Origin of the sequence: Thalassolituus marinus, from assembly GCF_020320395.1 — a bacterium.
Taxonomy (GTDB): Bacteria; Pseudomonadota; Gammaproteobacteria; order Pseudomonadales; family Oceanobacteraceae; genus Venatoribacter; species Venatoribacter marinus.
On the sequence record NZ_JAEDAH010000010.1, the window covers coordinates 1 to 18,283 of the forward strand.

Annotated in this window: 16 protein-coding genes; 11 read left to right on the forward strand and 5 right to left on the reverse strand. The window is 55.8% G+C overall.

All coding sequences use genetic code 11. The annotated features are described in order from the left end of the window. Positions 1–63 precede the first annotated feature (63 nt). Both I9W95_RS02410 and I9W95_RS02415 read right to left on the reverse strand, forming a co-directional pair. Entirely contained in the window at positions 64–768 is a 705-nt protein-coding gene (locus I9W95_RS02410) for a hypothetical protein (RefSeq protein ID WP_225671477.1), read from the reverse strand. A gap of 223 nt (positions 769–991) precedes the next feature. Beyond that, positions 992–1,843: a metal-dependent hydrolase gene (locus I9W95_RS02415; protein WP_225671479.1), complete on the reverse strand. Its 852-nt coding sequence runs from the start codon at positions 1,841–1,843 to the stop codon at positions 992–994. Positions 1,844–2,081: 238 nt separating this feature from the next. Here I9W95_RS02415 and I9W95_RS02420 point away from each other — a divergent pair, with 238 nt between their 5' ends. Beyond that, positions 2,082–3,602 (forward strand): diguanylate cyclase, encoded by a 1,521-nt coding sequence (locus I9W95_RS02420; RefSeq protein ID WP_225671481.1) that lies wholly within the window; start codon positions 2,082–2,084, stop codon positions 3,600–3,602. A 17-nt stretch (positions 3,603–3,619) separates the two neighbouring features. On the opposite strand, the gene I9W95_RS02425 is transcribed toward I9W95_RS02420, so the two are convergent. Together I9W95_RS02425 and I9W95_RS02430 are read right to left on the reverse strand one after the other, a co-directional pair. After that, positions 3,620–4,288, reverse strand: coding sequence for a cupin domain-containing protein (locus tag I9W95_RS02425; RefSeq protein WP_225671483.1), 669 nt, complete (start codon positions 4,286–4,288; stop codon positions 3,620–3,622). 8 nt (positions 4,289–4,296) lie between these two features. Then, entirely contained in the window at positions 4,297–4,845 is a 549-nt protein-coding gene (locus I9W95_RS02430) for a TetR/AcrR family transcriptional regulator (RefSeq protein WP_225671485.1), read from the reverse strand. Positions 4,846–5,077: 232 nt separating this feature from the next. Here I9W95_RS02430 and I9W95_RS02435 point away from each other — a divergent pair, with 232 nt between their 5' ends. From I9W95_RS02435 to I9W95_RS02460, 6 genes are all read left to right on the forward strand, one after another. Further along, positions 5,078–5,926, forward strand: coding sequence for a hypothetical protein (locus I9W95_RS02435; RefSeq protein WP_225671487.1), 849 nt, complete (start codon positions 5,078–5,080; stop codon positions 5,924–5,926). 390 nt (positions 5,927–6,316) lie between these two features. After that, positions 6,317–8,215: a tRNA uridine-5-carboxymethylaminomethyl(34) synthesis enzyme MnmG gene (gene mnmG / locus I9W95_RS02440; RefSeq protein ID WP_225671489.1), complete on the forward strand. Its 1,899-nt coding sequence runs from the start codon at positions 6,317–6,319 to the stop codon at positions 8,213–8,215. A gap of 246 nt (positions 8,216–8,461) precedes the next feature. Continuing rightward, positions 8,462–9,853, forward strand: a complete 1,392-nt coding sequence (locus I9W95_RS02445) for a type II toxin-antitoxin system HipA family toxin (protein WP_225671491.1) — start codon at positions 8,462–8,464, stop codon at positions 9,851–9,853. Beyond that, the gene (locus I9W95_RS02450) at positions 9,850–10,149 is read left to right on the forward strand and encodes a helix-turn-helix domain-containing protein (protein WP_225671493.1); all 300 of its coding nucleotides are present in this window, start codon (positions 9,850–9,852) and stop codon (positions 10,147–10,149) included. Before I9W95_RS02445 ends, I9W95_RS02450 begins: the two co-directional genes overlap by 4 nt. A gap of 81 nt (positions 10,150–10,230) precedes the next feature. Then, positions 10,231–10,464 carry a hypothetical protein gene (locus I9W95_RS02455; protein WP_225671495.1) on the forward strand — a complete coding sequence of 78 codons (234 nt, stop codon included), beginning with the start codon at positions 10,231–10,233 and terminating at the stop codon, positions 10,462–10,464. Between the two features lie 50 nt (positions 10,465–10,514). After that, a complete protein-coding gene (locus I9W95_RS02460; RefSeq protein ID WP_225671497.1) occupies positions 10,515–11,309 on the forward strand; it encodes a substrate-binding periplasmic protein in 795 nt (264 codons plus the stop codon). Positions 11,310–11,313: 4 nt separating this feature from the next. Here I9W95_RS02460 and I9W95_RS02465 read toward each other — a convergent pair whose 3' ends face one another. Continuing rightward, entirely contained in the window at positions 11,314–12,198 is an 885-nt protein-coding gene (locus tag I9W95_RS02465) for a LysR family transcriptional regulator (protein ID WP_225671499.1), read from the reverse strand. A 111-nt stretch (positions 12,199–12,309) separates the two neighbouring features. Here I9W95_RS02465 and I9W95_RS02470 point away from each other — a divergent pair, with 111 nt between their 5' ends. From I9W95_RS02470 to I9W95_RS02485, 4 genes are read left to right on the forward strand one after another with little or no spacing between them, the layout of a single operon-like run. Next, positions 12,310–13,923, forward strand: coding sequence for an NADH-quinone oxidoreductase subunit L (locus I9W95_RS02470; protein ID WP_225671502.1), 1,614 nt, complete (start codon positions 12,310–12,312; stop codon positions 13,921–13,923). After that, the gene (locus tag I9W95_RS02475; protein ID WP_225671504.1) at positions 13,920–16,352 is read left to right on the forward strand and encodes a YbcC family protein; all 2,433 of its coding nucleotides are present in this window, start codon (positions 13,920–13,922) and stop codon (positions 16,350–16,352) included. Before I9W95_RS02470 ends, I9W95_RS02475 begins: the two co-directional genes overlap by 4 nt. Continuing rightward, positions 16,345–17,280, forward strand: coding sequence for a sulfate adenylyltransferase subunit CysD (gene cysD, locus I9W95_RS02480; RefSeq protein WP_225671506.1), 936 nt, complete (start codon positions 16,345–16,347; stop codon positions 17,278–17,280). Before I9W95_RS02475 ends, cysD begins: the two co-directional genes overlap by 8 nt. Further along, positions 17,280–18,038: a nucleotidyl transferase AbiEii/AbiGii toxin family protein gene (locus tag I9W95_RS02485; protein WP_225671508.1), complete on the forward strand. Its 759-nt coding sequence runs from the start codon at positions 17,280–17,282 to the stop codon at positions 18,036–18,038. The genes cysD and I9W95_RS02485 overlap by 1 nt, the downstream gene beginning before the upstream one ends. Positions 18,039–18,283: the final 245 nt, after the last annotated feature.

An 18,283-nucleotide genomic window follows, 5' to 3' on the forward strand; every position in this document is an offset into this window, starting at 1 on the left:
AAGTTCCCCTGGGAGGCAGCAGGCATTGCGGATTTAAAAGTCGTTTATAGAAAACCGATATCTTTAAAACTGTGGGACAGCAGTACCCAGCAGCTCCTTTTTTATGTAACTCATTTCATGCGGGTGAAAACAGAAGTCTTTGTGGTACTGCATAAGACGCACTACCGAGCTTTTCAGTTTTGAGTACATCTTTCGATGACTGAAGTAGTAGCTAACGCCGGTATCAATCCAGGTAATATTACCTTCCGGATCACTGAAGACATTGGACAAATGAAAGTCAGTGAAAACGATATTGCGACTTCTCAGACGCTTAAGACCATCACATATATTAGCCAGAAGAGTCATACGCATCTCATTGCTTGTATCTGAACGGCAGAACAGATCGAGTACAGGCACCAATCCCCTCTGAGTGAGGTCGCTCATTACGTAATAGCCGATATACTCAGATTTAAAGAAGAACGGAATGGCGATACCCATTTCGTATATGTCCGGAGTTTTCAGCCCCAGCTGGTTAAAAATTCGGGCTCCACGGGTTTCTTTATGTACCCGGCTATGTCCCCAGAAAAGCTTCGCTCGTTCTTTCCAGTTACGTGGCTTAATAACTTTAATGATGGTTTTTCCATCTTTGCAGTAGGTTACTGTCGATGGCTTATGATCAAGAATTAACTTACCCGCCTGCAGCACTGCACTACGTTCGCGTTGCTGATTGGTGCGGATAAAGGTCTGGATCTTTTGCCCCTGTGCGGATGAAAACTCGACGATGCCCATAAAAATCTGTGTTTAATTCAACTTTGCAGGGGGAATTTTATGGGGGGCAGACTAGTTGATCTATAACGCTTTACCCGAACTTAAAGTTTCGGTTATCAGTGTAATAGGTCTGACATGAGTATCTGATTGTGGAAAGGCTCACTGATCTGGGTGCGGAATTGAAATTGCGGACAAATGGCAGATCAGAAAAAAGCCCCACAGAGTGGGGCTTGAAGGGGGAGTGTTACACGGTTTTATACTTCTGCTCTTCTGCTTCCCATTTGGCCAGCAGCTCGCGGTTGTCGTGCATCCACGGATGGAAGTCACGGCGGAAGTAATCGAGATAATCACGCCAGATGGTTGGCACCAGGCCCGGCTTGAAGAAATAAAATTTGAAGCCGTTCCACCACACCTTAGGGTTAAACAGCTGGCCATCTTTCCACAGGAAAATGGCCTGAACCACAGAGGTACGAAGACAGAACAGCACGGTAATTGTCAGCATGGTAAAGATGCGCAGCCAGTAGCTGCCAATCGCTTCCTGATAAACATCGAAGGCCACCGCTTTATGCTCGGTTTCTTCAATGGCATGCCAGCGCCACATCTCCTTGAACTGCGGATGCATACCTTCAGTGGATTCCGGATTGGTCAGAATCTGATGCGCCATAATGGCAGTGAAATGTTCCAGCGCACAGGTAATGGCCAGGCGACGTGAAGCCGGCAACCATTTTTTCATCCAGATCTTTTCTTTCTTTTCGAAGCGCATGATGCTGTCGATCGGGTAGCCCCACTTCTTCATGCAGTCGTTGTACTGTGCATGCTCATGACCATGGATAGCTTCCTGTTTAATAAAGCCTTTGATCTGCTTCTGCAGCTGTGGGTCATTGATCTTATGCTGGTTGTCGCGCACCGCATCCATGAACATGCGCTCACCTTCCGGGAACAGGCATGACAGAGCATTCATGAAGGTCGAGCGGAATGCATCATTGCCATACCAGTACTTGGGGATATCGTCGACGTCGAAGTCGAACTCCATTTTACGACCGGGTATTTCAATGCTGGAGCTGATTGCTTTGGCATTCTGTAGTTGTGCTGACATCGCGCACCTCATGAATTCTTATGGCGGCAGAATCGTGGCCGCTGGTTATTGTCATTCTGCATAACAGGATAGGACGATGGTCCCGGAATCGACAGGTGATCGAATGACAACTTTATGGGGTGAATTCAGGCCATTCTGACGTTGAGTGACCTCAGGTCACGATTTAACCCGATATTTGGCTTTAGTATCTGTGCACAAGCTAAACTACAGATATTCCGTACTATCGATGGTGAATGTGGTGGCAACTGAGGTCGTCAGCAGGGGATTGAGCGCCTGCCCGTTCTGCGCAAGCGAACGGGTCGTTGTCGTGCCTGCAGAAAACCTCTGGTGTGCCTGTTGCGAGGGCTGTGGCGCACAGGGGCCGCGCAAACCCGATGCGGGTAGCGCTTCCGAAGCCTGGGGTGGTCCTGCCAGTTACCGCAAACTGATGCGCGAGATACTCGATTCCTCGGCAGCGTTTGTGGCCGTTAAGGATATGGACGGCCGCTTTCTGCTGGCCAACGAAGCCATCGCCAGGCTGATGGGCACAACGCCGGGGCGCATGGTCGGGGCCTGCGATGCTGATTTCGTCAGCGACCCCCAGCTATTACGCTTTTATCAGGCCAGCACCGAGGGGGTTTGGGAAGCCGGTGGCGAAACCCTGCGCGAGGAAGTCAGCCTGACTATGCCTGATGGCGACGTCCGCCATTATATGGCGCTTAAGAAGCCGATGCTGTTTGGCCCGAAGAAGATCCCATCGGTGCTGATTATCGCCAATGACGTCACTGATCTTAAGCGGGCCAACAATGAAATTGCCGCTCGCGAACGCCGCTACCTGGAGGCGATGGCTGCTTCTGGCGAAGGTATCTGGGAGATGGATCTGCGCAACAACCTGATTTCGCATAACAGTCATCTGCCGGAAATTTTTGGCTTTGAACCCGAGTACTTCGAGGTATCAGATTCTTTTATTCTGGACCGTATTCACCCGGAAGACCGTGAGCGCGTCGAACAGAGTATGGGGCAGTTTATAGCGCATGGGGGCGACTACGAGTCGCAACACCGTATTCTGCGTGAAGACGGTAAGGTTATCTGGGTCCGCAGTCGTGGCAGCGTCGCTGAGTTTGATGAAGATGGCGTGCCGGTGCGCCTTATTGGCAGCATCCGTGATATCACTCAGCGCAAGCGTGCAGAAGCGAGTCTGGAAGAAGCCCGACAGAAACTTGAGCAAACCAACAACCAGCTGGAAAATCTGGTAGAAGAGCGCACGTCTGAGCTGGTGCAGCTGAATCTTGAACTGCAGTCGCTGGCCCGGCGCGATGCCCTGACCGGGTTAGCGAATCGCCTGGCAGCGGACGAGCAATTGCTGCAGGAGTACGCTCGTTTTGGCCGTCAGCTGCAGCCTTACACGGTTATGCTGGTCGACGTTGATCATTTCAAACAGGTAAACGATACCTTTGGTCACGCCATTGGCGATCGGGCGCTGATCCATATCGCACAATTGCTGCAATCGTCATTGCGCGAAACGGACGTCGTCGCACGTTACGGCGGCGAAGAGTTCCTGCTGCTGGTGCACACCGGGGAACAGGAAGCGCTGCAACTGGCGGAGGGGATTCGCCGCCAGGTTGAAGTTACGCCGGTATCTGCAAACCTCACAATCACCATCAGCATAGGTGTGTCTCAGGTTCAGGAAGGTGACAGCGATGCCACTGATGCTCTGCGTCGCGCCGATAAACTGCTGTATCAGGCTAAGGAAGAAGGGCGCAACTGCGTTCGCGCCTGATCGTTGCCGCGCGGGCGTTACAGATGCCCGACTTTCACCAGAATAAGCGTTTCTTCGTCGACAAACGGATAGTGCTCACTCATATGCGGGCTGCGCAGCCAGGTGTGTTGAGGATAATCACCGTGCTCATCGCGGAAGCAGCCTCTGATCACCACAATCTCTTCGCCACCCCAGTGGCGGTGCGGTTGAAACACTTCTCCGGCTGGCCAGTGTACCAGTGCGGTACTGGCACCCTGATGCTCATGCAGCGGACACACGCTCAGATTGCCAATGCCTGGTCGCCATTGCTGCTGTTCGGGGCGGATGCGTACCGGCGTAAGGTCATCTTCGGCAAACTGGTTGAGTTTGACGAAAATAAGACAGCCCTGCTCTGAAAATGGCGCGTGTGCAGAACCCGGGGGATTGCGCAGATAGCTGCCGGCCGGGTAATCACCGCTTTCATCACTGAAGACACCCTCAAGCACCAGAATTTCTTCGCCCAGCGGATGGTTGTGCTGTGGAAAGCGGGCACCGGCAAGATAGCGCACAAAACTGGTGGTCTGACCGTGCTCCGGTGCTTCTCGCTCCAGTGGCCGGCGCTCAACCGGCGCCTGTGGCGCGCGCAGCCAGGGCTGATCACCCGGGCGGATAACCACCACTTTGCTGCGATCCATGTTGATGGGCTGAAACGTCGGATTACGGCTCATAGTTTCTCCTACAGACGGGTCAGGGTCGACAGCCACTGGCTGGTCGCCTGCAGACGCAGCGGTTGTGGCTGATCGCGATCCAGCAGCAGCGCTCCTTCCAGCGCGCTGACGATAACCCGCGCCAGCTCCGGGCGGGCCAGTGGCAGCAGGTGCGCACGTAACAGAGTGTCTTCCACCCACTCTTCCAGTCGGCGCAGGAACTGCTGCACCGCCAGGCGTTGTTCTGCACTGGCTTCATCGCCGGCAGCTGCAAAGGCCAGGCACAGACACTGCTGCTGTTGTTGATGACTGTCGATAAACAGCCCGGCCAGTTGCTGCAGACGCTGGCGAGGGCTGCTGATATCGGCACAGCATTCCTCAAGGCGGGCAAAGAAATCCTGTTCGTAGTCGCTAACCAGCTCCTGCAGCAGGGCGTCACGGTTGTCGAAGTGGTAATGCACCGAGCTGCTTTTTATCCCCAGTACCTTACCCATTTCACGGAAGCTGGCGGCGTGCAGGGTGTGGCGACGAATCTGTTCGGTAGCAATCTGTTTCAGCTGCTGACGGGTATCACTCATGATGGGGTGCTCGTTTATGACTGCTGCAAACACTAATCTAACGGCCGTTAGATGACAATGTCTTATCGCTGATAACAGGTGCGGAAAAACGCAACAATCTGTTCTTCCAGGCCGATGCCGCGAATCTGCTGTTGGCGAGCTCTGCTTCGGCAATAGCAGGAAAAAAACGCTCAAGACTCCGCTTTACTGGCCGATTGCTATGCTTATAGAAGACTTATAGCAGGAGTCGGCCGTGCGCCTATTTCCCATACTGATTATCGCCGGTGCTGCTGTGCTGGCGGGCTGCATTGCAGAAGAAGATAAAAACGACGTTACCAATGAACAGGGTGACAAGGTTAATGACCCCACTGTGGCTCTGAATGGCTTCTGGGATGGTCAGTTTGACCAGGCCGGAGACCTGCGCGTGCTGGTGTACAACGGTAACGTGTACGCGCTGGACGAAACCAACGGCTACTACGGTACAGTGCTGCTCAATGACGATACCAGTCGCGCTACCTTTGCGTTAACCGCCTACACCCTGACCGAAGCGGATACCACGGGCAACCAGTACGTGGCTGATGGCCCCAGTGAAGACTACAACCTGAGCGGTCTGTTGTTCAGCAGTACTGCAGACGATGACACGCTGGTCGGTGACTATGAAAATGACACCCTCACCGGCAGCTTCCTGCTGGAAGATGATGGCACCTGGTCGAATAATTCTGATCTCGACAATCTGGCCGGCAAGTGGACAGCGACCGGCTACGAATTCTATGTGCAACCATTAACTGGCAAGGCATCGTATAAAGGTATCAGCACCGATGGCAGCGGCTGTACCTTTGAAGGTGAGATTACTTTGCTGGATGAAACTGAGGCACTGTATGCCGTCAGCCTGATCGAACGGAAAAACTGCGCAGGCTTTAACGAAACAGATGCCAGCGGTTACGCGGCTGTGAATGCAGACGGCAATCTGGAGGTGTATCTGCGTAAGAACAACGATCTGTTGTTTATGATATTCACCGCTCCGGTATCCGACACGACTACGGATGACACCACTACCGATGATACGACAGATGACACGACGACCGACGACACTGCGGTGTAAGAGTCACTGCTGAAAACAGGCGCCCGAGAGGCGCCTTTTTTGTATTCGCTTTGTGTATAAGTCTGTGATTAACCTTTGATATTCCTGCCCGGAAGCTGCGATAAGTGCCTGAATAGTTTCCCGCCTAATTCTTTTGGATTAACTTACGCACAATTATAAACAGACTTATACACTTTTCATCTTCATGTTTTTAAAGGCTTTTTTAATAAAAACCACAGATGTTCATAAAATCTCTTAACAAATAAAAAAGGCTTGTGGATAAACTGTATAACTATGTTGGTTAAAATTTGTCCATCAGGCTGACACCTGGGTTACAAGACTGATATACTTCGCGCCCTTTTCTATCCGGCGGCATTCCCCGCTGGCATAAACAGCATTCTGAGGTGAGTTGTGGATTATCCGGTTCGTTATGACGTCATTGTCGTGGGTGGTGGCCATGCTGGTACGGAGGCTGCGCTGGCTGCGGCACGTACTGGCTGTAAGACCCTGCTGCTGACGCATAACACCGACACCGTAGGTGTGATGTCGTGCAACCCGGCCATCGGTGGTATCGGTAAAAGCCACCTGGTGAAAGAGATTGATGCCTTGGGCGGCGCCATGGCGCGTGCTACCGACAAAGCCGGTATTCAGTTCCGTATTCTTAACAGCCGCAAAGGTCCGGCGGTACGTGCGACCCGCGCCCAGGCTGACCGCCAGCTTTACCGTGCTGCGATCCGCAACATCGTGGAAAACCAGCCAAACCTGGATATTTTCCAGGCCGCCTGTGACGACCTGATCGTACAGGGCGATGGTATCGGCTCGACGGTTTGCGGTGTGGTGACCAACACCAATATGCGCATTCACGCCACCACCGTGGTGCTGACCGCCGGTACTTTCCTCGGCGGACTTATCCACATTGGTATGGAAAACCACTCCGGTGGTCGTGCCGGTGATCCACCGTCGATTGCGCTGTCCAAACGTCTGCGCGAAATGCCATTCAATGTCGGCCGCCTGAAAACCGGTACCCCGGCGCGTATCGACGCGCGCAGCGTGGATTTCTCAGTCATGCAGGTGCAGCCAGGCGATACCCCGCTGCCAGTGATGTCGTTCATGGGCTCGGTTGAAGAACATCCGCAGCAGGTTAACTGCTACATCACTCATACCAACGAACGCACCCACGAGATTATCCGCAATAACCTCGACCGTTCGCCGATGTATGCCGGTGTGATCGAAGGTATCGGTCCGCGCTACTGCCCGTCGATCGAAGACAAGATCACCCGCTTTGCCGATAAAGACAGCCACCAGGTGTTCGTTGAGCCGGAAGGTCTGACCAGCAACGAGCTGTACCCGAACGGTATTTCCACCTCGCTGCCGTTTGATGTGCAGCTGGAATATATCCACAGCATCCGTGGCTTTGAGAATGCGCACATCACTCGTCCGGGTTACGCCATTGAGTACGATTACTTCAATCCGCAGGATCTGAAGCACAGCCTCGAAACCCGGTTTGTGAATAACCTGTTCTTCGCCGGTCAGATTAACGGCACCACAGGTTATGAAGAAGCTGGCGCTCAGGGCCTGCTGGCCGGAACCAACGCCGCTCTGCGTGCGCTGGAAAAAGACGCCTGGGTGCCGCGCCGCGATCAGTCGTACATTGGTGTTCTGGTCGACGACCTGATTACCATGGGCACCAAAGAGCCATACCGCATGTTCACCAGCCGTGCGGAATACCGTCTGGTGCTGCGTGAAGACAACGCCGACCTGCGTTTGACTGAAGTGGGTCGTGAGCTGGGCCTGGTGGACGACGAGCGCTGGGCAGCGTTCTCGGCCAAGAAAGAACAGATTGAAGTGGAAGCGCAGCGTCTGAAAACCACCTGGATTCAGCCGGGCAGCGCCGAAGCCGCAACGCTGGAAGCAAAAGGCGAGGCGAAGTTTGCGCGCGAATACAGTCTGCACGATCTGCTTAAGCGTCCGGGTCTGGAATATGCCGATGTGGCTGGTCTGAAAGGGGAGCCGGCAGAGAATCAGCAAGTGGCCGAACAGGTCGAGATTCAGGCCAAGTATGATGGTTACATTGCTCGTCAGCTGGAGGAAATCGAGCAACTGCGCCGCTATGAAAACACCAAGCTGCCAGACGACCTGGATTACGACGTGATCGGCGGTTTGTCGAACGAAGTGAAGCAGAAGCTGAACACTCTGCGTCCGGAAACCCTGGGTGTGGCGTCACGTATTTCCGGTATTACACCGGCGGCGATCAGCCAGATTCTGATTCACCTGAAGAAAAAGAACATGGTCAGCCGCATGACGGCCTGACGATTAATTCTTAAGCTCTCCCGAACCGCATAACGCCCTGTGGATAACCCAGCTGTGTTATGCGGTTTTCTGTTTTATGAAGATCGCATACTGCTATTGGCAGCATATTGTCAGTCTCTCTAACTATCATTTGTGCAATACATTGCACTTAATATGTCTGCAACCGGATTTTTGTGCAGAATATTGCATTTTTATTCTTCGTGGCGTAAAAAATGTGCAGTAAATTGCGCATCGGGGCTTCAGGGCATGGCAGAGACATTAACGCTGGAAGTATTTCTTGCTGGTCGGTGGCATCCGGCCTGTAGCCTGACCTTTTATGATCCTGATGCCGGGCGGACTGGCCCGGTGTCGCTGGAGTATCACGCGGCCTATATCGCGCGCTTTCAGCATAATCCGGCGGCGCTGGTCAGCCTGCGTTATCCGCTGGATTACTTTCCCCACGAATGTGAGCACTGGCCGGCGTTTCTGCTGGATATCATGCCTATGGGCGCCGCCCGCCGTTACTGGGGGCAGCGGCTGAATCTGGTCGGTGCCGAACATCCAAAACACGATTTCACTTTGCTGAAACAGGGTACCCGCGCACCGGTGGGCAATATGCGTGTGCGCGAAGCCTGCCCGGCAGAGCTGCCGCCAGCGAAAGGTTTTGCCATGGCGGATGTGCTTAGCCGCGATACCGGCTTTCTGGATTACGCCCGCGAATGCGGCGCTGCTGTGGGGGGTGCCAGCGGTGCCGGTGGTGAAGCGCCCAAATTTCAGCTGACATTGGGTAAGGATGGCTTGTATTACCCGGAAGCCAGTCTGCCGGATGAGCAGGCAGCGGAGTTCTTTCTGGTGAAGTTTGCGCGTCAGAGTTCCAGCGCCGGGCGGCCGTTAGCAAGCGATTTGTTGATTCTGGAAACCGAGGCGGCGTATTACCGCATCGCTCAACGGTTAGGGTTTAACACCATTTGTCGTTCGCGATGGCATTGGGCAGGAACCCGGGGAGAGATGGCCTACTTTGGCGTTTCGGCTGACGACGATATTAGCCAACCGAGCCTCTGGCTACCGCGTTTTGACCGGGGTGCTGTTTCTTCGGGTATTGAGCGCCCGGGCGTTGAGTCTTTGTATTCGCTGGTGGGCTCTGTCGAACCCGGGGCGAGTGTCACGCACAGGGAATACCTGCAGGCCCTGGTTGCCGCCTGGACTGATCATGGTCAGCAGGCTGACATTCCCGAATTGGTGGCCGACTATGTGCGCCGCGATCTGCTGAACGTGTTGCTGGGCAATACCGATAACCATGGCCGTAATACTTCGGTGTTGCGGTACGCAGATCGGATTGAGCTGGCACCTGTTTATGACCTGGCCCCCATGGCGTTGGATGAGGCTGGGATTACCCGTACCAGCCGCTGGTCGCCGGCGAATGAACTGGGTGGAGACTTTAACTGGCGTGGCATTTGTGCTGAAGCGGCTGAAGTGCATGCGGAGCTGGATGCCGATGATCTCTGGCAATCATTAATCTCGCTGGCTGCTGAACTTGAGCAGCTGCCACGCCTGGCGCAGGACTATGCGGTACCAGCACAGGTTCTGGCATTGCACTCGGGTAAGCTGGACTTACAGAATACGGCACAGCGTCTGAAGAACTGGGGATTGTTACCATGACTTTGCCTGCAGAGCCGATGTTAAAGGACCTGAACCGGACCGAGTTGCTGGCACTGGTGGAGTCAGAAACAGCAGCAGGGGAGTTATCCCTGGGGGCTGCGTTGAAGATTCTGCGCAAACACATAACCGGGCTGAATCAGGCTGAATTTGCGCAGCTTTGCGGCATTTCGCGCCGTACACTGGCAGCACTTGAAGCCGATGAAGGTAACCCAACGCTGCAGACAGTGAATCAGGTACTTAAATTGTTTGGCTTACGGCTGGGCCTGACCCGTATCTATCAAAACCGGCACAAATAACACCTTTCAGGGTTGATGAGAATCAAGCTGCTTTGCCCACAGGCTGCCAGACTGATAACAAACAGGCTGGAGAATGATGAGATGAGCGGTGAGCAACAGATAATTAATACCTTGCTGGCAGAGCTTGATGCTGCTGCGGCAGCAGATCCGAAAATGAACGCGGCCTATCTTGAAGACATTCTGTTTACGCAGTTGTTGTCGCGCCTGGCCGCCCGTCGCACAGAAAAAGATATTCTGCACCAGGTGCAATACCACCTGACATTCGAGCAGAGAAACCTCAGTAAGGATGAGTTTGTTGTTACGCGGGGGTGCTGATTTTCCAGCTCTTGACTAGGCTAGGAGTAACTGGGACTGAGGGGTACCCGATGCTGCGTCACTCTGCCTGTCTTTCAACCATAGTGCTGGCCAGCATTGCGCTGCTGCTGTCGCCACTCTGCCGTGCCGATGTCTGTCCGCGGCAGCCAGTTCGTATTGGTTATGAACCCTGGTTGCCCTACACCTACCAGGCTGACGATGGTTCTTATACTGGTCTTGATCTGGACGTTATCAGCCGTGTGCTGGAGCGTCTGGGTTGTCAGTACGACTATGTTGAACGCCCGTGGAAACGCTTGCTGCTGGAACTGGAGACTGGTGATCTGCATCTGACCGGAGGAGCGTCGCTCACCGCAGAGCGCAATATCTGGGGAGCTTTCAGCGTGCCCTATCGCGACGAGCGGGTAGAGCTTCTGGTCCGTAAAGGCACACGGGATCACTTCGGCAAAGTCGATTCGCTGCATGCTTTTCTCGATAAGGGGTTTTCACTGGGGCATACCCGCGATTATTTTTATGGCGATGAGTTTGAGCAGGTTTCACGGCTGCCGGAGTTTTATCACCTGGTCCAGCCCGGAGGGGACGATCTGGCAAATCTGCACAAGCTGGAGCATCAGCGCATGGATGGTTTTCTGACCGACCCCTACTCCGCAGCTGCTGCGATCAGAACTCATGGCCTCAATTTGCGTGTAACACCGCTGCTGACCGTCTACCGTTCGGATATCCACGTCCTGTTCAGTCGTCGCAGCGTCAGCAACGAACTGATAGTGGCCTTTGATCAGCAGCTGGAGTTGATGCTGAAGTCTGGTGAACTGCAGCAGTTGATCAGTCAGTACCTGAATGAAGATTAGGGGCTCAGGCCTGGCTGGCTCCTGCCAGTAACGTCGTCAGCGCCGGCGAGACTATACGGCGTTTTACCGTTACGGCGTAAAAACTCTCGTAGACGTTAGGCAACTGCATGTACTCCTGCAGGCTGCCCTGAGCAATTTCGTCTTTCACTACTACCGTTGGCAGCACCGTCAGAGCACCGGTATCTCGTGCCAGCAGACGAAGCATGGCCATGTCGTCGGCCTCTGCCTGCAGCTGCGGTTCAAACTGCCAGCGACTGCAGAAGCCATCGAATGCCATGCGCAATTCTGTCTGCGCGGCCGGCAGTACCCAGCGTTTATCCGCGTAGCCTTCGGGAAAATCAGTGGTTGGTTTGTGCTGCGGTGGACCGACCACGGCCAGCGGCTGGCGCGCCAGCAGCTGGCTTTGCCACAGGCCATCGAGACCATCGGCAGCGACATTGCTGTTGGTCAGAATCAGATCGAACTGATGGTTACTGAGGCCGTCCAGCAGGTTTGCCATACCGCGCGCATGAAGGCTGAAGCGCACTTTCGGCTGACTGATCAGCGGCGCGATAAAGCCCTCAATAAAGTTACGCGACATGGTCGACAGCACGCCTATACGCAGCTGCTGATATTCCGGTTCGATACCGTGGCGCAGCAATGACTCCAGTTCTTCGCCGCGGCTGAATATGTCGTTGGCATAGCCCAGTACGCGCTGGCCGGTAGCGGTCAGCAACAGACGGCGGCCACTGCGCTCAAACAGCTGAGTATCCATGCTTTCTTCCAGTGTACGGATCTGCGCCGACAGCGCCGACTGCGAAACATGCAGCTGGCGCGCGGCTTCGGTCAGGTTGCCGAGAGATGCCACGCGCCAGAAATAGTAGAGGTGGTGGTAGTTGAGGCGGCTCACTATCGTTCTCTAAAAGTGAATGATTCCTGAATTTATATCTATTTTACTGGCGGCTATCAACGCAGAGATACTGGCTGCACACCTGAACTGAATCCCCTGAGGTTGTGTACCATGAGTATTTCATCTCTGCTGTTGGCCAGTGTTCTGGCGGCGATCCCGCTGACGCTGATCCTTGCGGCAATTCCTGCGGGCTGGCGTAGCCGGCGTGTCTCTCTCACGGAACAGCAGCGCTGGCGCTTTGCCTGGCTGGCTGCCAGCATCGTGGCCGTGCTGACAGGTACGGCTATTGCTCTGTCACTGTGGTTACCTGAGCAACCATCCGCCTGGCTTAGCCATCAGCCTCTGCGACTGACTTTGCTGGTGCTACTGAGTGTGATGGCACTGGTGATTGTGCGTTTTTCGCGCCGCTACCTGGCGTCGGACCCCGGCTTTGGTCGTTATCTGCGCTGGCTGTTGCTGACCCTGGCGGCGGTGGCGCTGGTGTTTATCAGCAATCATTTGCTGCTGTTTGCCCTGGGTTGGATTGCCATCAGTCTGGCGCTGCATCAGTTGCTGATGTTCTACCCTGAACGTCCACGTGCGGCACTGGCAGCGCATAAAAAGTTCCTGCTGGCACGGCTCGCGGAAACTTCTCTGCTGGTTGCCTTTTACCTGCTCTGGCAACAGCACGGCACGGCCAACATCGACACCATTATCAGCGCTTATCAGGCGCCAGCAGCGCTCAGCCTGAATGAGCAGCTTGCCGCCGTGCTGCTGGCCCTGACCGCGCTGATTAAGTGCGCTCAGCTGCCGGTTCATGGCTGGCTGATTCAGGTGGTGGAAGCGCCGACGCCGGTATCCGCACTGCTGCATGCCGGGGTGATCAACCTCGGCGGTTTTCTGCTGATCCTGTTTGCTCCGCTGTTTTTACAGGTGCCGGCAGCGCAGTGGCTGGTGCTGGTTGTGGCGGGTCTTACTACCTTGCTGGCAGCCCTGATTATGACCACCCGAATCAGTGTGAAGGTACGCCTGGCCTGGTCGACCAGTGCGCAGATGGGGCTGATGCTGATTGAGTGTGCCGCCGGCATGGTCGAGCTGGCATTGCTGCATTTGCTTGCTCACTCGGCGTATAAGGCCTGGGCTTTTCTCAGCTCGGGGGCTGCGGTGCAGCAGCACATTCAGCAATCGCTGCTGGTTAGTCCGGCACCGGGGCTGCGCGACTGGTGGCTGGCATTGCTGCCAGCCGCACTGATCGTCACTCTGGCCGCCATGGCCTCTGTGCTGCTGCATCCTGCCGGGCAGATGCTCAGTGGCTGGTTGCTGGTGCTACTGGCACTGACAGCACTGTTGGCGCAGAGTCGCGCAGGGCTGATTTCTACCCTGCTGCTGAGCACCTCACTGGTATTGGCCTACAGCCTGTTGAAAACCCTGATGCAGCCGTTGAGTGGCGGCCTGGCAGCAGAGTTGCGTCCGCCGTTGCTGGGCACCATCGATCTGTGGCTGACCTCCCTGTTTGCGCTGCTGTTTGCGCTCGCCTGGCTGCTGCGCTGGCGCCGCCACTGGCCGCTTGTGCAGCGCTTAGCACAAACACTGTTTGCCGGGTTGTATCTGGACGAGTGGTTTACCCGCATGACCCTGCGCCTGTGGCCGGCCAGGTTGCCGCTGCGGGCTAATCCCAAACAGCTATCCACAGCATCATCAAATACGTTAATAGCGGCTGAAGGTCGCAAGGAGCAATGTTTATGAGCGTTCAGATAGTATCCGCACAATGTTCTGCGCGGCTGGCTGCGGTGACAGCCGCCGGTCAGCGCATTGCCCCGAGCTGGCCGCTGGATCAACAGATTGCCGTTAACCCGTTCTGGGAAATGCGCAACCAGCCATTCGCAGAGGTCGCGGCGCGACTCGAAGCACTGGGGCGGGTGCACTGCCTGATGCCTGCTGCTTACTATGCCGGGTTGTGGCGCCGCAGTGTGATCAGCTCGGAGCATCTGCTTCAGGCGGCTGAGTTACTGGGTGAGCGCGCAGACTGCGATGCTTTGCTGCAAGCGTTAAAGCAACGCCCGGCGGATGGCCACTGGCACAATGTCTCAGACTGGCTGGACAGTGCTCGAGACCGTCAGCATCAGATGGCCTGGCGTGACGAAATTACTCATCAGATCAGTCAGTTCTGTGCGGATTTTTGTCAGGTGCAAGAGCCCTCTGCCGCGCTGTATCTGAGCTGGGTAAAGCAGATACGCAGTGACCGTGGTATCGCCATTCTGATGGGTGAACCGGGCCTTAACCGCGCCTTCCGTGAGCTGCCGGACGATCCGCAGGCGCTGATTCTGATCGCACTGGATGAACTGGGGCTGAACTCTGCTGAGCAGATCGAAGCCTACAGTCATGCGCTGCTGCTCGATATTAATGGTTGGGCATCCTGGTTTGCATATCAGCGCTGGCAAGCGGCACTGGCAGGCGGCAGTGAGGATTTACTGCCACAACTGCTGGCCATTCGACTGGGCTGGGAACTGGCTTTGTGGCGTCACTGGCAGATGCGTCATGGCAAAGCAGCACAGGGCCTGCGCGAGCAGTGGTACGGTCAGCTGCCGCAGTTAGCACAGCTGTTGCAACAGCATGCCCGGACACAGAAACCGCTGTGGGTCTGGCAGCGTGCCGCCGAGCTGGCGCGCCAGCAACAGGAGCAGCTGCTGCTGACGAAGCCACGCCCGCTTAGTCGCACCCAACCGCGGCTGCAGGCAGTGTTCTGCATCGATGTGCGTTCCGAGGTAATGCGCCGTGCACTGGAGGCTTGCAGTCCTGACATCCAGACACTGGGCTTCGCCGGATTCTTTGGCCTGCCACTGGCATATACGCCGGTGGGCACGGATATCAGTCGGCCGCAGTTGCCGGGATTACTGGCACCGACTATTTGTGTCAGTGAAGGCGGCCACAGCGCCCAGGCACTGGATCAGAGTCGTCGCGCGCAACAGCTTAAAGAGTCGGCCTGGTATGACTTCAGCCGCGGTGCCACGTCATCGTTCACTATGGTAGAAGCCAGCGGACTGAGTTATGCCGCACGTTTGCTGCGTCGCACCTTTGGTCTGACGCGCGATAAACATCCGCTGAACGATTTACCCCACAGCGGCCAGTGGACCCTGTGGCAGGGTGAGCGGCCGCTGACGCTGGCGGAAAAAACAGATCTGGTGGCCGGCGTGTTGCACAGCATGGGGCTGAAACGTCTGGCTCCGCTGGTGCTGTTGGTCGGCCATGGCAGCCATACTACGAATAATCCGCATGCTGCAGGACTGGACTGCGGTGCCTGTGGTGGGCAGACCGGTGCGCTTAACGTGCAGGTACTGGCCCAGCTGCTGAACGATGAGGGGGTGCGTAAGGCTCTGGCTGAGCGTGGCCAGCTGATCCCGCATAGCACCCGCTTTGTCGCCGCATTGCACAATACCACCACAGATCATATCCACTGCTTTGACGCCGTTGAGCAGAATATCGCTGGCTGGCTCAGTGACGCGACTCTGCTGGCCCAGCGCGAACGCGCGCCACGGCTGGGGCTGAGCGATAACGCTGTGCTGAATCAGCCACAACAGCTGGATCAGGCATTGCAGCAACGCGCTTACGACTGGTCGGAAGTTCGCCCTGAATGGGGGCTGGCGGGCAACAGTGCCTTTATAGTCGCGCCGCGCAGCCGTACCCGTGGCCTGAACTTCGGTGGCCGCACCTTCCTGCACGACTACCGCTGGCAGGACGACGAAGGTTTCCGTGTCCTCGAGCAGATCATCACCGCACCGATGGTGGTGACCCACTGGATCAATATGCAGTACAACGCCTCGGTCACCGACTCGCTGAAGTACGGCAGTGGCAACAAAGTGCTGCACAACGTGGTGGGGGGAAATCTCGGCGTATTTGAAGGCAACGGCGGTGATCTGCGCATAGGGCTGCCGCTGCAATCAGTACACGATGGCCAGCAATGGATGCATCAGCCACTGCGGTTGAGCGTCTACATTCAGGCGCCGGCTGAGGCCATCGCCGCTATCGTTGCCCGCCATGAAAGCGTGCGCCAGCTGGTGGATAACGACTGGCTGTACCTGTTCCGGCTGGATGATAACGGCGTGGCCGCACGTCTGTATCAGGGGGCATGGCAGGATACAAAGGCAGAGCCAGAAGGAGAGTCAGGCCATGACTGATCTCCTCGCCGGGCGTATGGGCCATCTGCAGCGGCTGGAAGCCGAGGCGATTCACATTATCCGTGAGGTCGTCGCGGTGTTTGATAACCCCTGCATGTTCTACTCCATCGGCAAAGACTCCACTGTCATGCTGCATCTGGCGCGCAAGGCGTTTTACCCCGGCCGGGTGCCGTTGCCGCTGCTGCACGTGGATACTACCTGGGAGTTTGCCGAAATGGCCCAGTTCCGTGACCGGCTGGCCGCCGAACATCAGCTGCAGATTCTGGTGCGCACTAACGAAGAGGCGCTGGCTGCGGGTGTGCATCCGGTGGAATCCGGCTCGGTAAAATACAACGACCAGATGAAAACCGTAGCGCTGAAACAGGCACTGGACTATTACCGCTTTGACGCCGCGTTGGGTGGCGCCCGCCGCGATGAAGAAAAATCGCGTGCCAAAGAGCGGGTGTTCTCGGTGCGCAGCGAAAGCCATGGCTGGGATCCCAAAGCCCAGCGGCCGGAGCTGTGGTCGATCTACAACACCCAGATCCGCAAAGGCGAATCGGTGCGGGTGTTTCCGCTGTCGAACTGGACCGAGCTGGATATCTGGCTCTATATCCTGAAAGAAAACATCGACATCGTACCGCTCTACTTTGCCGCCGAACGGCTGAGCTGGGTGGATGACGCCAGCGGTCAGATTCTCGCCCTCGACGATGAGCGTATGCGTCCCTACCTGTCAGAGCGTGAGCTGCAGACTCTGCAACCGCGCTGGATACGCTTCCGCACGCTGGGCTGTTATCCACAGACCGGTGCGGTCGAAAGCCACGCCACCACAGTAGAAGGCATCGTCGCAGAAATGCTCACTACCCGCACCAGTGAACGCCAGGGGCGGCTGCTGGATGCCGATCAGGCCGGTTCGATGGAAAAGAAAAAGCGTGAGGGCTATTTCTGATGATGGTCGCCGCATTGCTGACCCGTCATGGCAAGGGCCCGCTGCTGGCGGCGGCGCTGCGTGGGCAAGGCATTGGCGTGGTCAGCATTGAACATTGGGATACCGACCGGCTGGGCACCTTTTCCGGCGAGATCGAACGGCCTGCGCCGGCGCCGGAAGTGGTGCGCCTGAAAGCCATGCTGGCGGCGGATCTCAGCGGTTACCGGCTGGGCTTCGTCGATTCAGACAACTTGCCCTGGGAGTTGGACATTCTGCCTTTCGGTAACGTGGTTGATGAGCATCACGACATCAGCTGGCCACCTGATGGTGACTTTAAAATGTCGACACTGGGCTTTGTGGAAGCACTGCATCAGGCATGGCAAGTAAAGATCACGCAGGCTCCTGAGTGCTTGGTTAAGGTCGCAAATCCTGTCGCCATGATCATTCTTAAGATGGTCGCATGGACCGAACGGGACCTTGAGCTAAGAAAGAAGGACGCTGCAGACATCTGCTACATCCTGCAGAACTACGCCAAAATACCTTCTATCCTGAGCCGTCTTTACGAAGATGGGCACATGGAACGTTGCGACTGGGATGAGGACATGGCTTCCGCTGAACTTCTGGGGATTGAAATAGCTGACGTATCAGCAGAGCCAACCCGTCAATACATCATTAAACACCTGGTGGTAAACCAATCCAACAGGGCAGCTTTTGCCCTAGATATGAGTCTCACCCATGGTACTCAATGGTTAGACCGGCTTACTGATCGGTTGGTCTGAAATCATTTTGTACGCCTGGCATCACGATCATATCGCCTTCTTCAGCATCCCCTCCGCGCGCTCTTCAAATGGCGCGCTACGCTCACGTCAAACTATAGAAACTGTGATCACCAATGAGGAGCCGGATAAACAAAACTCCCGCCACAAATCGACCTCCAGCAACACAAGCTTTCGCGTCTTGTCGTAGCAAAACATGTCGCCCTGTGCGGCGTGCTGTACCGGGCCAACAAGCAGCGTGCGACTTA

Excerpts from the sequence above, each read along its gene's own strand:
- I9W95_RS02410 (WP_225671477.1), bottom strand. The coding sequence starts at position 768 with ATGGGCATCGTCGAGTTTTCATCCGCACAGGGGCAAAAGATCCAGACC.
- I9W95_RS02415 (WP_225671479.1), bottom strand. The coding sequence starts at position 1,843 with ATGTCAGCACAACTACAGAATGCCAAAGCAATCAGCTCCAGCATTGAA.
- I9W95_RS02425 (WP_225671483.1), bottom strand. The coding sequence starts at position 4,288 with ATGAGCCGTAATCCGACGTTTCAGCCCATCAACATGGATCGCAGCAAA.
- I9W95_RS02430 (WP_225671485.1), bottom strand. The coding sequence starts at position 4,845 with ATGAGTGATACCCGTCAGCAGCTGAAACAGATTGCTACCGAACAGATT.
- I9W95_RS02445 (WP_225671491.1), top strand. The coding sequence starts at position 8,462 with ATGGCAGAGACATTAACGCTGGAAGTATTTCTTGCTGGTCGGTGGCAT.
- I9W95_RS02450 (WP_225671493.1), top strand. The coding sequence starts at position 9,850 with ATGACTTTGCCTGCAGAGCCGATGTTAAAGGACCTGAACCGGACCGAG.
- I9W95_RS02455 (WP_225671495.1), top strand. The coding sequence starts at position 10,231 with ATGAGCGGTGAGCAACAGATAATTAATACCTTGCTGGCAGAGCTTGAT.
- I9W95_RS02460 (WP_225671497.1), top strand. The coding sequence starts at position 10,515 with ATGCTGCGTCACTCTGCCTGTCTTTCAACCATAGTGCTGGCCAGCATT.
- I9W95_RS02470 (WP_225671502.1), top strand. The coding sequence starts at position 12,310 with ATGAGTATTTCATCTCTGCTGTTGGCCAGTGTTCTGGCGGCGATCCCG.
- I9W95_RS02475 (WP_225671504.1), top strand. The coding sequence starts at position 13,920 with ATGAGCGTTCAGATAGTATCCGCACAATGTTCTGCGCGGCTGGCTGCG.
- cysD (WP_225671506.1), top strand. The coding sequence starts at position 16,345 with ATGACTGATCTCCTCGCCGGGCGTATGGGCCATCTGCAGCGGCTGGAA.
- I9W95_RS02485 (WP_225671508.1), top strand. The coding sequence starts at position 17,280 with ATGATGGTCGCCGCATTGCTGACCCGTCATGGCAAGGGCCCGCTGCTG.